The sequence below is a fragment of the Pseudomonas alcaligenes genome (assembly GCF_014490745.1).
In the GTDB taxonomy this organism is placed as follows: Bacteria; Pseudomonadota; Gammaproteobacteria; order Pseudomonadales; family Pseudomonadaceae; genus Aquipseudomonas; species Aquipseudomonas alcaligenes_C.
In genome coordinates this window covers 1,264,379-1,279,032 of the sequence record NZ_LZEU01000001.1, presented here as the reverse complement: position 1 = coordinate 1,279,032, position 14,654 = coordinate 1,264,379, and the positions used below count along the sequence as shown (strand labels likewise).

Sequence of the window (14,654 nt, the reverse complement as noted above, 5' to 3'; positions counted from 1 at the left end):
AAGCGTCCAATACAGAATACAAATGTCCATTTATCGGGCAAAATAAAACTCTGTTGACCAATCTTGGACACCAGTGTTCAATTTGCTCATACCGATTCTGGAGACATTCCGTTGACCCGGCTCAACCAAGCTCAGCGCCGCATCCACAAGGCCGCCCTGCGCCTCTTCGCCGAGAAGGGCGTCACCCAGCTGAACATCAGCGACCTGGCCGAAGAGGCCGGCGTGGCCCGCGGCACCATCTACAACAACGTGGAGACCATGGATCAGCTGTTCGGCCAGGTGGCCAGCCAGCTGAGCGGCGAGATGCACCAGCGCATCGCGGCGAGCTTCGCCACTGTCGAAGACCCGGCCGAGCGCCTGTCCAAAGGCATGCGCCACTTCATTCGGCGCACCCATGAAGAGCCGCACTGGGGCACCTTCCTCAACCGCTTCGCCATGAGCAACGCGGCCATGCGCGAGCTGCTCTACAGCCAGGTCACCGTCGACCTGCTGCAGGGGCTCAAGATCGGCCGCTACCAGATTCGCCAGGAGAACCTGACCAGCGTCATCTCGCTGATTGCCAGCGCCACCCTGGGCGCGATGTTCCTGGTGCTCGAAGGCATCAAGACCTGGCGTGAAGCCGGGAGTGAAACCGTGGAACTGGTGCTGCGCGCACTGGGCATCCCCGCCGAGGAGGCGCACCGGCTGGCCGGGCTCGACCTGCCCCCGCTACCCGCCGTGGACTGACGATTGACCGGACTGCCGACGATCCCGCCATGCGGGGTCGAGGGCGAAGCCTTGCCGTAAAAAAGCTGTGGAGTACAACAATGACAATACCCACCTCGCAACCCCGGCTGGCCACCCCGCAGCCGGCCAGGCACGCCCGGCCGACAGTGAAGGCACAGGCCCTGGCGCACCTGATTTTCGAGCGCCCGGATCTGCAGCGCGCCGAGCGTTTCCTGGGCGACTTCGGCCTGCGCGTAGCGCAGCGCGACGCCGACAGCCTGTACCTGCGCGGTACCGGTAGCGCGCCCTACTGCTACCAGGTGCAGCGCGGCAACCAGGCGCGCTTTCTCGGCTTCGCCCTTAGCCTGGCCTCACGAGCCGATCTGCAACGTCTAGCCAACCTGCCCGGCGCCTCCGCCATCGAGAACGTGCAGGCACCGGGCGGCGGCGAGCGGGTGCGCCTGCGCGACCCGTCCGGCTTCCTGGTGGAGGCCCTGTATGGCCAGACGCCGGCCGCAGCCGTCGCCCATCGCCCGGCCCTGCCGCTCAACCAGGTCGACAGCAGCCCGCGTATCAATGACACCCAGCGCCCACCGATTGCTCCGCCTGAAGTGATCAAACTGGGCCACGTGGTGCTGGAAGTAGCCGACTTCCAGGCCACCTGCGCCTGGTACAGCGAGCATTTCGGCTTCATCCCCAGCGACATCCAGGTGTTGCCCGATGGCTCGCCAGCAGTGGCCTTCCTGCGCCTGGATCTGGGCGAAACACCAGCCGACCACCACACCCTGGCCATCGCCCAGGGCTTTATGGCGACCTACAGCCACAGCGCCTTCGAAGTGGTCGATGCCGATGCCGTCGGCGTCGGTCAGCGCATCCTCCGCGAGCGTGGCTGGAAGCATGCCTGGGGCATCGGCCGGCACATCCTCGGCAGCCAGATCTTCGATTACTGGCAAGACCCCTGGGGCGACAAGCACGAGCACTACTGCGATGGCGACCTGTTCACCGCCGCGCAGCCCACCGGGCTGCACGGCGTCAGCCCGGAAGCCATGGCGCAGTGGGGCCAGCGCATGCCCAAGAGTTTCACCAAACCGGCCATCAATTTCACCAACCTGCGCCTGCTGCTGCGCAACCTGCGGCGCAGCCCGGATCTGACCTGGCGCAAGCTGGTGATGCTGGCCCGCCTGTTCGGCTAGCGACCATGCCTGCCTGCAGCCGCCGCAGCGCCCTCAAGGCCGGCCTGAGCCTGGCCGTCGGCCTGCTGCTACCGGCCGCGGCCAGGCCAGCCGCGCCGCCACAACCCTCAGTTTCAGTGCCACCAACCGCCCCATCGGGAGCCCTTGCCATGCCCGTTCATGTAGTCCGCTTCGAACACCAGAACCAAGCCCGCTGGGGGGTCATCCGCCAGAACCGCATCACGCCCATCCCCGGCGACTTCGCCAGCACCGGCGAGCTGATCCGGCAGACCCGCATCGCCGAGCTGGCCGCCCTGCAGGGTGACGAGCTGAGCCTGGAGGAGGTCAGCCTGCTGTCGCCGGTGACGCAGAACCAGCAGTTCGTCTGCCAGGGCGCCAACTACCGCCAGCACATGATCGAGTCCGGGATGGATCCCGATGTGAAGAACTTCAACATGATCTTCACCAAGGCCACCAGCTGCATGGTCGCCGCCGACAGCCCGCTGATCAAACCGCGGGCGGTGCGCTTCCTCGACTATGAAATCGAGCTGGGCCTGGTGCTCAAGCGCGCGATCAGCGGCCCGGTACAGGTCAGCGAGGCCAACCTGCACGAGTTCATCGCCGGCCTGGTAATCGTCAACGACTACTCGGCGCGCGACGTGCAGATCCCGCAAATGCAGTTCTACAAGGGCAAGAGCTTCCGCACCTTCGGCCCGGTCGGTCCCTACCTGTGCCTGCTGGAAGCCAAGGACATGGGCTACCTGAAGCGCCTCGACCTGCACCTGAGCGTCAACCAGCAGACCCGCCAGAAGGACAGCACGGCCAACCTGGTGTACGGCCCGGCCGAGACGCTGACGGAAATGTCCGCCGTGCACGATTTCGCCGCCGGCGACCTGATCGCCACCGGCACTCCCGCCGGCTGCGCCCTGACCGTGCCCTCCCCGGCCAAACAGCGGATCGGCGCCCTGCTGCCCGAGGCGGTGAAATGGAAGGTGTTCATGAAGGCCCAGGAAGCCCGCAGCGACTACTACCTGAAGGCCGGCGACCGGGTCGAGGCGAGCATCCGCAGTGCCGACGGGGTCATCGACCTCGGCGTGCAGCGCAACCTGGTCGTGGAGCAAGCCTGATGGCCGTGCAATCCCTGGGCGATATCCGCAGCCTCGAACAGACGCCGCTGCACCGCCGTGGCCTGGCCAGCAGCACCTACGCCGCCCTGCAGCGCAGTGCCGCGCAGCATGCCGAGGCCCCTGCGCTGAGCTTCTTTCTCAGCGCCAAGGACTTTCGCAACACCCACGACTGGAACTACAGCGAGCTGTTCGCCGATATCACCCGCGCCGCCAATGCGTTCCACGGCCTGGGCATCGGCCCCGGCGACGTCATCGCCTTCCTCCTGCCGAACCTGCCGGAAACCCACTTCACCATCTGGGGCGGCGAGGCGGCGGGCATCGTCATGGCGGTCAACCCGATGCTGGAAGCCGCGCAGATCGGCGACCTACTGCGTGCGGCCAACGCCCGGGTAGTGGTCTGCCTGGCGCCGACGCCGGGCAGCGACCTGTGGGACAAGCTCGCCAGCCAGCTGGAACACCTGCCCGGCGTTCAGGATGTGGTGTGGGTAAGCATGACGCCCTACGTGGGCACCATGGCCGGCCTGGCCCTGCGCTGGCTGGCCTGGCGTGAGCGCTCCCGCCACCCGGGCCGGCGCATCCATGAGCTGCGCGCGCTGATGCGCCGCCAGCCGGCCGAACGCCTGTGCAGTGCCCGGCAGATCAGGCCCGAGGAACACTCCTCCTACTTCTGCACCGGCGGCACCACCGGCCTGCCGAAGATCGCCATCCGCAGCCATGGTTCCGAGGTGTTCAACGCCTGGGCGATGGATGCCAACACCCAGCCGCGGATCGCCGGTCAGGTGTTCTTCTGCGGCCTGCCGCTGTTCCATGTCAACGGCCAGCTGGTCACCGGCCTGATGCCCTGGAGCCAGGGCGACCGGGTGATCATCGGCACGCCCCAGGGCTACCGCGGCGAGGGGGTGATCGCCAATTTCTGGGCCATGGTTCAGCACTTTCGCATCAACGCCTTCTCCGGCGTGCCCACCGTCTATTCGGCCCTGCTGCAGCAGCCGGCCGACGGCCACGACCTGTCCAGCTTGGACTATGCCCTGTGTGGCGCCGCGCCGATGCCGGTGGAGCTGTTCCGCGAGTTCGAACGCCGGGTCGGGGTACGCATCCTCGAAGGCTACGGGCTGACCGAAGGCGCCTGCGTGTCGTCCAGCAACCCGCCGGATGGCGAGCGCCGGGTCGGCTCCATCGGCCTGCGCCTGGCCTATCAGGACATGCGCGCGGTGCTCCTCGACGAAGCCGGCGCCTACCTGCGCGATGCCGCCGTGGACGAAGTCGGGGTGATCGCCATCACCGGGCCCAATGTGTTTGCCGGCTACCTGGAGGGCAGCCACAACCAGGGCATCTGGATCGAGATCGAACAATGCCGCTGGCTCAATACCGGCGACCTCGGCCGCCAGGATGCGGACGGCTACTTCTGGCTGACCGGGCGCAAGAAGGAACTGATCATCCGCGGCGGCCACAACATCGACCCCAAGCAGATCGAGGAAGCCCTGCAGGCCCACGCCGCGGTCGCCTTGGTAGCCGCTGTCGGCAGCCCGGATGCGCATGCCGGCGAGGTGCCGGTGGCCTACGTCCAGCTGGCCGCCGGGCACAGCACCAGCAGCGCCGAACTGCTGAGCTTTGCCGGCGCCCACATCGCCGAGCGCGCGGCGATTCCCAAGCGCATCGAGATCCTCGAGGCGCTGCCGGTCACCCCGGTCGGCAAGATCTTCAAGCCAGCCCTGCAGCAGCGCGAGATCGCCCGGGTGGTGCAGCAGGAAGCCCGCGCCCTGGGCGCCGCAGCAGTGCATGTGGAGGTGGTGCAGGATGCCCGCCGCGGCCTGGTCGCGCAGATCGCCGCCGGCGCCCAGCAGGCCGCGCTGGCCCAGGTGCTGGGGCGCTACAGCTTCCCGGTCGAATGGCTACCCGCTGCCGCGAGCCCGCCCGTGCCCGGCTGAGTCACTGAACTAACCCGTCCACCCATTCATGGCCGCCGTGCCACGCCGGCCAACGGGCCCTGCTGTGTCCAGGAAAAGGGCCCCACGACTTCACCACAACAATAACAAGAGGTAGTGCAATCCATGACACGCAAGCAACCCCCATGGCGCCGGGCCAGCCTGGCAGCCGCCGTCACCCTGGCCACGCTCGGTGGCAACCCGGCTGCAGCCGTGACCTTCCAGCTCGGCGAGATCGACGGCCAGCTCGATTCGAGCCTCGCGGTCGGCGCCAGCTGGGCGCTGCGCAACCCCGACCCCGAGCAGCTGCACGGCCCGGCCTCGGACGACGGCAAGCACAATTTCAAGAAGGGCGAAACCTTCTCCAAGGTGTTCAAGGGCATCCATGACCTCGAACTCAAGTACGCAGAGAGCGGCCTGTTCCTGCGCGGCAAGTACTGGTACGACTTCGAGCTGAAGGACGAGAGCCGCCTGTTCAAGGACATCGACGAACACAACCGCAAGGAGGCCGCCCAGTCCTCCGGCGCCCAGCTGCTGGATGCCTTCGTCTACCACAACTACCAGCTCGGCGAGCTGCCGGGCACCACGCGCCTGGGCAAGCAGGTGGTCAGCTGGGGCGAAAGCACCTTCATCCAGGGCGGCATCAACAGCATCAACCCGGTGGATGTCGCGGCGTTCCGCCGGCCCGGCTCGGAGATCAAGGAAGGGCTGATCCCGGTCAACATGTTCTACCTCTCGCAGAACCTCAGCGAGACCTTGTCCGTCGAGAGCTTCTACCAGCTGGAGTGGGATCAGACCGTCATCGACAACTGCGGCACCTTCTTCTCCTCGTCCGATGTCGTTGCCGACGGCTGCGGCGGGCTGGACACTGCGCTGGGCGTCAGCCTGGAACGGGCCGGCGACCGCGATGCGCGCGACAGCGGCCAGTGGGGCGCCGCCCTGCGCTGGTTCGCCCCCGAGCTGGACAGCGAATTCGCCGCCTACTTCATCAACAACCACAGCAACCAGCCCTACTTCAGCACCATCGGCGCCACCACTCCCGGTGACCTGGCCAGCGCCCGCTATTTCATCGAATACCCGGAAGACATCCGCCTGTACGGCCTCAGCTTCAGCACCATGCTGGCCAGCGGCACCACCCTGGCCGGCGAGATCAGCTACCGGCCGAACATGCCGGTGCAGATCAGCCCGCCGGATCTGGTCACCGCCGCCAGCGGCTCGGCAGCGCTGTCCCCCGTGCTGTCCTCGGGCGCCGTGCAGTTCGGCAGCGGCATGGATATCCACGGCTATCGGCGCAAGGAAGTGACCCAGGCCCAGGTGACCGCCACCCACTTCTTCGATCAGGTGATGGGCGCCGATCGCCTGACCCTGGTCGGCGAAGTCGGCCTGGTGCGGGTCGGCGGCCTGGAGGATCGTGGCGACCTGCGCTATGGCCGGCCCACGGTCTTCGGCCAGGGCCGGCTGTACCCGGACAACCGCCTGTGCACCAGCCTGTCGAACAGCGCCACGCCGGCCAACTGCAGCGACGCCGGCTTCGTCACCCGCAGCGCCTGGGGCTACCGCGTCCGTGCCATCTGGGAATACAGCAACCTGATCCCCGGCGTGGAACTGCGGCCGAATCTGGCCTGGTCCCACGATGTCGACGGCTACGGCGCCGAGCCGGGCTTCAACGAAGGCGCCAAGGCCATCAGCCTGGGCGTCGATGCCAGCCTCCTCAGCACCTACAGCGCCAGCCTGTCCTACACCGACTTCTTCGGCGGTGATTACAACACCAACATCGACCGTGACTTCGTCGCCCTGAGCTTCGGCGTTGCCTTCTAAGCGAGTGCCCTCCCCATGAACAAGCAATCCCTGCTCCTTGCGACGCTCTCCCTCGTCCTGCAGTGCAGCGCCCAGGCGGCGGTTTCGGCCGGCGAGGCGGCCCAGCTGAACAGCACCCTGACCCCCATCGGGGCGCAGCGCGCCGGCAATGCCGACGGCAGCATCCCGGCCTGGGACGGCGGGCTCGGCCCGGCCGCCGGTCACGTCGATGCGGCCAGCGGCCGGCTGCAAGATCCCTATGCCGACGAGCAGCCGCTCTTCACCATCAGCGCGGCGAACCTGGCGCAGTATGCCGAGCACCTGACTCCGGGCCAGCAGGCCCTGTTCCAGCGCTACCCGGACAGCTACCGCATGCGCGTGTTCCCCAGCCACCGCAGTGCCAGCGTGCCCGCGGCGATCCAGCAGGCGGCAGCGCGCAACGCCGTCAGCACCACGCTGCTGGCCAATGGCGACGGTCTCAAGGACTTCGCCACCGCCATCCCCTTCCCGATTCCGCAGAACGGCCTGGAAGTGATGTGGAACCACCTCACCCGCTATCGCGGCGGCAGCGCCCGACGCAGCTATGTGCTGGCCACGCCCCTGGCCAACGGCACCTTCACCCCGGTGTACTTCCAGCAGCAGTTCTCCTACCGCGACCATCTGACCGACTTCGACCCGGCCAAACCGAGCAACGTGCTGTTCTACTACCGCGAGCTGATCACCGCGCCGGCCCGTCTGGCCGGTGACGTGGTGCTGGTGCACGAGACCCTCGATCAGGTGAAGGAGCCGCGCAAGGCCTGGATCTACAACGCCGGACAACGCCGCGTGCGGCGCGCCCCGCAGATCTCCTATGACGGCCCCTTCCCCGCCTCGGAAGGGCAGCGCACCGCCGACAACCTGGACATGTTCAACGGCGCGCTGGATCGCTACGACTGGAAGCTGCTGGGCAAGCGCGAGCTGTACATCCCCTACAACAGCTTTCAGCTCGAAGCGCCTAGCCAGCGCTACACCGACATCGTCAAAGCGGGGCATATCAACCCCGACCTGACGCGCTACGAGCTGCACCGGGTGTGGGCGGTGGAAGGCACGCTCAAGGCCGGCAAGCGCCATATCTACGCCAAGCGGGTGGCCTACCTGGACGAGGACAGCTGGCAGATCGTCCTGCTCGACCACTTCGATGCCCGCGGCACCCTGTGGCGGGTCGCCGAGGGTTTCATGACGCCGCGCTACGACGTGCAGGTGCCCTGGCTGGGAGTGGAGACCCTGTATGACCTGATCAACGGCCGCTACATAGTCGCGGGCATGCGCAACGAGGAGCACGAGCCGCTGGAGTTCGGCTTCAAGACTTCGCCCGCCGAGTACACGCCCACTGCACTGCGCAATGCCGGCGTGCGCTGAAACGCCACCCGCAGGGCCGCCCGGCCCTCCCGCCGGCAAGCCGCGCAGCTGCTCGGCGACCGCATGGAGCTTGACCTGCTGCAGCACTGCGCCAGGGAGATGAACCACCTCGCGCGCTTTCTCCCCAGGCTGTAGCGGGACGTCGTGGCGGCGGCCTCCCCCCCCCCCCCCGCACGCGCACGCGCTGGCATCTCGGGGGCAACGGGCTACTCCTCGTTGCCGGCTGGAACCCCGGGATTTTTACCGCCCTTCGGGGCGGTCTTTTTTGCTGGCCAACACCTGCCTATGCAGCTGCTACTGTCAGCCCACGGCCACCGATGCCGGGCATAGAGGAGATGCAACATGGACAGATTCACCGGCGGCTGCCTGTGCGGCCAGGTGCGGCTGGTAGCGGAGGGGCCCCCGTACCGGGTCGGCCTGTGCCACTGCCTCGACTGCCGCAAGCACCACGGGGCGCTGTTCCACGCCTCGGCGATCTTCCCCGAAAGCGCCGTGACCATCAGCGGCGCGACCAGCAGCTACGCCGGGCGCTTCTTCTGCCCCACCTGCGGCTCCTCGGTGTTTGCCCGCAGCGCCGACGAAGTCGAAGTGCACCTGGGTTCGCTGGATGCGCCGGATCAGCTGCAGCCCACCTACGAGAGCTGGGTCGTGCGCCGCGAATCCTGGCTGCCGCCCTTCCCGCTGGCCCACCACTACCAGCACGACCGCAACCACACAGGGCGCTGCGAGGAGTAGCCGCCGGCGCGACCGAGACGCCTACAGAGCGGCGCTCTGCTCCAGCTTGCCGAGCAGCTCCAGGGCCTCGTCGAAGTCGAAACGCTCGGCACGCTGGATCACCGGGCGCAGCAGCTCGCCCAGCGCCGCGCCGCCAGCCAGCCCGTGCAGGGCCTGCAGTGCGCTCAACGCCTCGGTATCACTGTCGGCCAGCAGCTGCCTGGCCCGTGCCAGCTGCCGGCGGAACTCCGCGCTGCTGGCCGTTGCGGGCCCGGGCCGCGTGGCAACCACAGCCTCCTGCAGGCTCTCCAGGCCGGCCAGCACCGGCGCCAGGCAGCGCTCGACCTGCGCCAGGCAGCTGGCAATGGCGCTCTCCGCTCCGGCCTGGCAGGCCTGCTCCAGTGCCGCCGCCGCACTCGCCAGCTCGCGCGCGCCCAGGTTACCGGCGGTGCCGCGCAGGGTATGGGCCACGCGGGCCGCGGCGCTGGCTTCGGCGTCGCTACGGGCAGCCTGGAATGCCGCGGCAAAATCCGCCTGGCTCGCGCGGAACTTGCGCAGCAGGCGCAGGTAGAGCTCGGCCTTGCCCATGCAGGTGGCCAGCCCGGCCGCCAGGTCGATGCCCGGCAGCTGGGCCGGCAGCCCGTCGAGCGCAGAGCTTGCCAGCCGCATATCGGCCGGAGTCGCAGTGGCGCGGCCGGCGCCAGGGTGTATCCACTTGGCCAGGGTGATGAACATGCTGTCGATGTTCAGCGGCTTGGAAATGTGGTCGTTCATGCCGCAGGCCAGGGCCCGCTCCCGATCCCCCTCCATGGCGTTGGCGGTCATGGCGATCACCGGCAGCGCGCTGAAATGCGCCTGCTGGCGAATCTTGCGGGTCGCCGTGTAGCCGTCCATTACCGGCATCTGGCAATCCATCAGCACGCCGTCGAAGGCGCTGTCGGCACCGAGGATGTCCAGCGCCTCCTGACCGTGCCAGGCCAGGCTCAGCTGCACCCCGGCGCTCTCCAGCAGCTCGCGGGCCAGTTCCTGGTTCAGCTCGTTGTCCTCCACCAGCAGCAGCCGCGCGCCCTGCAGGCTGGCCATGGCGCTGCTGCTCTGCCCGGAGCGCTCACTGGCGCGGGTGTCACTCTGCACGCCCTTGCCCAGCACCACGCCTATGGCCTCGAGCAGCGTGGAGGGCGTGACCGGCTTGGTCAGCACCACCGGCAGCAAAACACCGTACTGCTCGGCCACCTCGCGCGCCTCCTCGCGGCCGAAGGCGGTGACCATGATCACCGACGGTGTGCACTCCGGGTTGGCCAGGCGCATCCGCCGTACCGTCTCCATGCCGTCCATCTCCGGCATCTTCCAGTCCATCAACACCAGGTCGTAGGGCAGCTGCCGAGTGCCAGCCTCGGCGAGCATGCGCAGGGCCATGCTGCCGCCCTCCGCCACGTCGACTTCCAGGCCGAAGTTGCGCGCCATGCCAGAGAGGATCTCCCGCGCGCTGGCATTGTCATCGACCACCAGCACCCGCATGCCGAGCAGCTCATCGGCCTGGAACATGCGCCGCGGCTGGGCATCCTGCTGTACGCCGAGGTGCACCTGGAAGTGGAAGGTGGAACCCTGGCCGGGCTGGCTCTCCACCCAGATCCTGCCGCCCATCAGCTCTACCAGTTTCTTCGAGATGGACAGCCCCAGGCCCGTGCCGCCGTACTTGCGGGTGATCGAGCTGTCGGCCTGGCTGAAGGACTGGAACATGCGCTCACATTGCTCCGCCGTCATGCCGATGCCGGTATCGCGCACACGGAAGTGCAGCATCACCTGCCCCTCGCCCTCGAGGGCGCCGTCCACGCCCACCACGATCTCGCCGCGCTCGGTGAACTTGGCCGCGTTGTTGCCCAGGTTGATCAGGATCTGGCCGAGACGCAGCGGGTCGCCCAGTAGCGCGGTCGGCAGGTTCGGCTGGGTCTGGAACAGCAACTCCAGGCCTTTATCCTCGGCTTTCAGGCCGATCATGCTGGCAAAGTTGTCGAGCACGTCCTCCAGACGGAAAGGCACCTGCTCCAGGCTCATCTTGCCGGCCTCGATCTTGGAGAAATCGAGGATGTCGTTGATGATCCCCAGCAGGTTCTCCGCCGAGCGATGCACCTTCTCGATGTAGTTGCGCTGCTTGTTGTCCAGCCCGGTACGCAGCGCCAGATGGCTCATGCCGATGATGGCGTTCATCGGCGTGCGGATCTCGTGGCTCATGTTGGCGAGGAAATCGCTTTTGGCCCGCGTCGCTTCCTCGGCCGCGGCACGGGCCTCGATCAGCTCCGTAACGTCGATGTTGACCCCGGTGGCGCGCAGCTGCGTGCCGTCAGGGCCGCGGGTAAAGCGACTCAGCGATCTGAAGGTGCGCACCACGCCATCGTTCTGCCGCACGATGCGGAAGTAGGACTCGAAGCGATCGGCACCACTGGCCACCGCGTCCGCAAAGGCCTGGTCGGCTGCGTCGGCGTCCTCGGGGTGCAGCAAGGCCTTCCAGGCCGCCATCGTCCCGCCGAAGCCTCCCGGCTCGAGCCCGAACATTTTCTCCAGCTGCGGCGTCCAGTAGTCCTGGCCGCTGACGAAGTCGACGTCGAACAGGCCGATGTCGCCGGCCTCCTGCGCCAGGCTCAGGCGGTCGCTGGCCGTGCGCAGCTTGCTTTCCATCGCCCGGCGCTCGCTGACATCGCGCACCGAGGCGCAGACACAGATGCCACGCCCCTCCAGTTGGGGCAGATGAGAAAGGCCGATTTCCACGGAGAACAGGCTGCCGTCCTTGCGCACCCCGCGCAGGTCGTCCAGGTTGGCGCCCATCTGCCGGGTTGTGCCGTTGGCGATGAAACCGTTGCGCAACCCGACATGCCGTCCGCGGACGGCCTGCGGCACCAGGTGTTCAACGCTGGCGCCGATCAGCTCGCCGCGCTCGTAGCCGAACAGCGCATCCAGCTGCGGGTTGGTCATCAGGATGTTGCCGTCGGCCCCCAGCACCAGCATGCCGTCCGGGGACGCCTCGATGATGCCGCGGTACCAGGCCTCGGTGGCACGCAACGCCGCCTGCTGATCCTCCAGCTCCTGCGCCTGGCGGCGGGTCTCCTGCAGCAGAGTCTGGGCCGCCTCGCTGCGCTCCATGATGGCCATGGCACCGGCCAGCCTGGGCAGCACCTCCTGCAGGAGCAGCGCCTCCCGCTCGTCCAGCGGGCAGAAACCGGCCAGCTCCAGCACGCCGAGCAAGCGCTCGCCACGCATCACCGGCTGTACCAGCAGGTGACTGGCCGGCGCCTCGCCGAGCTGCGAACGAATGCGCCAGAACGCGCTCGGCATGTCCGTCAGCTGGCGGGGCTGACGATCCAGTGCGCACTGGCCCAGCAACCCCTCGCCGAGGGCCACCTTCTGCGCCGGTGGACGCTCGCCATCCAGCGCATAGCCGCCCAGCAGCTGCAGGTGGCTGGCACCCTCGAACAGCACATAGAGCACCCCCTGGCAGGCGCCGAGCATAGGTACGAGTCGCTGCAGGAAAAACTGGCCAAGCTGCTCCGGCGTCTCCGCTGCCTGAATATCGACCTGCACCAGCGACACCTGGGCCTTGATCCAGCGCTGCCGTTCGAGCTGGCGCGACTCGATCTGCAGCTTGGCGATGGCCCGGGCCAGATCCCCGGTCTCGTTCTGCAGGTCGGTGTGCGGAATCGGCTGGTCGAGTTTGCCCGCGGTGAGCTGATCGACCGCATTGCGCACGCGCTCCAGCGGCTTGCGAATCGACTGGCTGGCCAGCCAGGCGAGCATGATCGCCAGGGCCAGGCCGCCGAGCAGCAGGATGTAGGTGCGCAGGCTACTGTGCTCGGTATTACGGGTGATCTCGCCGACCAGCTCGCGCAAGGCGGCCTGCTTGGTCTGCACAATTTCGCCAAGCACTGCATCGGCGCGGCTGTCGAGCTGCTGGAATTCCTCGCTACTGATCAGTAACAGGGCCTGGCCCTGGCGCCCCTGCCCCGCCAGCTCCATCGCCTCGCTGCCGGTCTGTTCGATGCGCTCGAGCAGCAGCTCGAATTCGGCGAGGCGTTCCAGGTTCTCGGCACGGAACACGGTCGGTTTGGCGAGGGCCAGGGACTCCTGCAACTGCTGCTTGGCAACCTCCAGCTGACGCAGCGAAGCGATGCGCACGTCGGCGCTGCTGGTGGCCACGGCCCGCTGCAGCGCCTGGACGATATACGGCAGCTGCACCCGCACTTCATGCAGATGATTGGCGCCTTGGAGATCCTGGTTGTAAAGGTTCTGCAGGTCGCTCTTCAGCTCAGACTGGATACGCAGGCTCTGCATGCCGAGGAACAGGGACAACGCCAGCAGCACGGCAAAACCAAGCACCAGCTTGTGCCGCAGCGGCAGACGCTCGAGCAGGGCGAGCAACTTCATGGCAGGGCACTCCTTGGCTAGCGTCGCCTCTCAAGGCTCCTGGGCAATCTGCTCCAGGGCGGCCAATTGCTTGGCCATGTCTTTGTCGCTGTCGGCGAAGCGCTCGGCGATGGCATGGAACTGCTCGGCATTGGCCAGGAAGGCATCGCAGATGTCCGGGTCGAAATGCGAGCCGCGGCCCTCGCGGATGATCGCCACGGCCTGCTCGTGGGGCATGCCGGGCTTGTAGACGCGGCGGCTGATCAGCGCGTCATACACGTCCGCCACCGCCATCAGGCGGGCGCTGATGGGAATATCGTCGGCGGCCAGCCCTTCCGGATAACCGCTGCCGTCCCATTTCTCCTGGTGGCTGTAGGCGATTTCCTTGGCGAAGTGGAGGAAGTCGACCTTCACCCCCAGCTGGTTCTCGGCATGCTGGATGGCATCGCGCCCCAAGGTGGTGTGGGTCTTCATGATCTCGAACTCTTCCGGAGTAAAACGACCCGGCTTGAGCAGGATGCGATCGGGAATGCCGATCTTGCCGATGTCGTGCAGCGGCGCGGACTTGAACAGCAGCTTGATGGTTTCCTCATCGAGGAAGTGGCGGAAGCGCGGGTGTTCGCGCAACAGCCCGGCTAGCAGCTTGACGTAGTGCTGGGTACGGCGGATGTGGTTGCCGGTCTCGTTGTCGCGGGTCTCGGCCAAAGATGCCATGGCCTGGATGGTGACATCCTGGATGGCCATGACCTCGCGCGTGCGGCGCTGCACTTCCTGCTCCAGGTAGTCGTTCTGGTCGCGCAGGAAATCCGCCGCCGCCTTGACCTTGAGCTGGGTCTCGACCCGGGCCAGGACGACCGGCGGGCTGATCGGCTTGGTGATGTAGTCGGCCGCCCCCAGCTGCAGGCCGTGGATCTCGTCCTCGGTGGCGGCCATGGCGGTGAGGAAGATGATCGGGATGTTACGGGTGCGCGGGTCGCCCTGCAGCCGCTCGGCCACGTCGTAACCGGACAGCCCCGGCATCATGATGTCGAGCAGAATCAGGTCGGGTAGCGTGCCCTGCAGGATGTGCAGCGCCTTCTCGCCACTGTTGGCCGCCTTGACCCGATACTTGTCCTTGAGCAGGTCGGCCATCAGCATCAGGTTGTCGGGTGTATCGTCGACCACCAGGATGGTTGACGGGCTGTAGTGGCTCTGTTCGTCACTCATCGCGGCGTCCCTCCCCGGCCAGGCCTTATGGTTCCCATGGGCAAGAAGCTTAGCTGGACTTCTTTCACCTGCCTTGCCGGTGCCGCGGCGCACTAGGCCGCGTGCAGACGGTTCACCTCGACCGTGATGTGTACCAGTTCCTCGTGAATGCTGAGCTGCTGACGCACACCGTCAGCACTCAGCTCGCCGATAGAGGCCAGGGTGACGTAGTGCCA

10 protein-coding genes are annotated in these 14,654 nt (G+C 67.1%); 8 read left to right on the top strand and 2 right to left on the bottom strand.

Features of this window, described 5'->3' with window-relative positions; translation table 11 throughout:
- Window positions 1–111: 111 nt before the first annotated feature.
- The 8 genes from A9179_RS05680 to A9179_RS05645 all read left to right on the top strand — a co-directional run bounded on the left by A9179_RS05680 (window position 112) and on the right by A9179_RS05645 (window position 8,859).
- Window positions 112–726 carry a TetR/AcrR family transcriptional regulator gene (locus A9179_RS05680; protein ID WP_187804863.1) on the top strand — a complete coding sequence of 205 codons (615 nt, stop codon included), beginning with the start codon at window positions 112–114 and terminating at the stop codon, window positions 724–726.
- An 80-nt stretch (window positions 727–806) separates the two neighbouring features.
- The gene (locus A9179_RS05675; protein WP_187804862.1) at window positions 807–1,898 is read left to right on the top strand and encodes a VOC family protein; all 1,092 of its coding nucleotides are present in this window, start codon (window positions 807–809) and stop codon (window positions 1,896–1,898) included.
- Between the two features lie 149 nt (window positions 1,899–2,047).
- Entirely contained in the window at window positions 2,048–3,004 is a 957-nt protein-coding gene (locus tag A9179_RS05670) for a fumarylacetoacetate hydrolase family protein (protein ID WP_187804861.1), read from the top strand.
- Window positions 3,004–4,932 carry an acyl-CoA synthetase gene (locus A9179_RS05665; protein WP_187804860.1) on the top strand — a complete coding sequence of 643 codons (1,929 nt, stop codon included), beginning with the start codon at window positions 3,004–3,006 and terminating at the stop codon, window positions 4,930–4,932. Before A9179_RS05670 ends, A9179_RS05665 begins: the two co-directional genes overlap by 1 nt.
- Window positions 4,933–5,055: 123 nt before the next feature.
- Window positions 5,056–6,747 carry a DUF1302 domain-containing protein gene (locus A9179_RS05660; RefSeq protein WP_187804859.1) on the top strand — a complete coding sequence of 564 codons (1,692 nt, stop codon included), beginning with the start codon at window positions 5,056–5,058 and terminating at the stop codon, window positions 6,745–6,747.
- A gap of 15 nt (window positions 6,748–6,762) precedes the next feature.
- Complete coding sequence (locus A9179_RS05655) at window positions 6,763–8,124, top strand: DUF1329 domain-containing protein (protein ID WP_187804858.1); 1,362 nt, start codon at window positions 6,763–6,765, stop codon at window positions 8,122–8,124.
- Window positions 8,125–8,187: 63 nt separating this feature from the next.
- Window positions 8,188–8,259, top strand: coding sequence for a DAPG hydrolase family protein (locus tag A9179_RS23155; protein WP_187808514.1), 72 nt, complete (start codon window positions 8,188–8,190; stop codon window positions 8,257–8,259).
- A 207-nt stretch (window positions 8,260–8,466) separates the two neighbouring features.
- Entirely contained in the window at window positions 8,467–8,859 is a 393-nt protein-coding gene (locus tag A9179_RS05645; protein WP_187804857.1) for a GFA family protein, read from the top strand.
- Window positions 8,860–8,880: 21 nt separating this feature from the next.
- Here the strand turns inward: A9179_RS05645 and A9179_RS05640 are convergent, their stop codons facing one another.
- Together A9179_RS05640 and A9179_RS05635 are read right to left on the bottom strand one after the other, a co-directional pair.
- Window positions 8,881–13,254, bottom strand: a complete 4,374-nt coding sequence (locus A9179_RS05640; protein ID WP_187804856.1) for a response regulator — start codon at window positions 13,252–13,254, stop codon at window positions 8,881–8,883.
- Window positions 13,255–13,284: 30 nt separating this feature from the next.
- On the bottom strand, window positions 13,285–14,439 hold the full coding sequence (locus tag A9179_RS05635) for a response regulator (RefSeq protein ID WP_187804855.1): 1,155 nt from the start codon (window positions 14,437–14,439) through the stop codon (window positions 13,285–13,287).
- Window positions 14,440–14,654 lie beyond the last annotated feature (215 nt).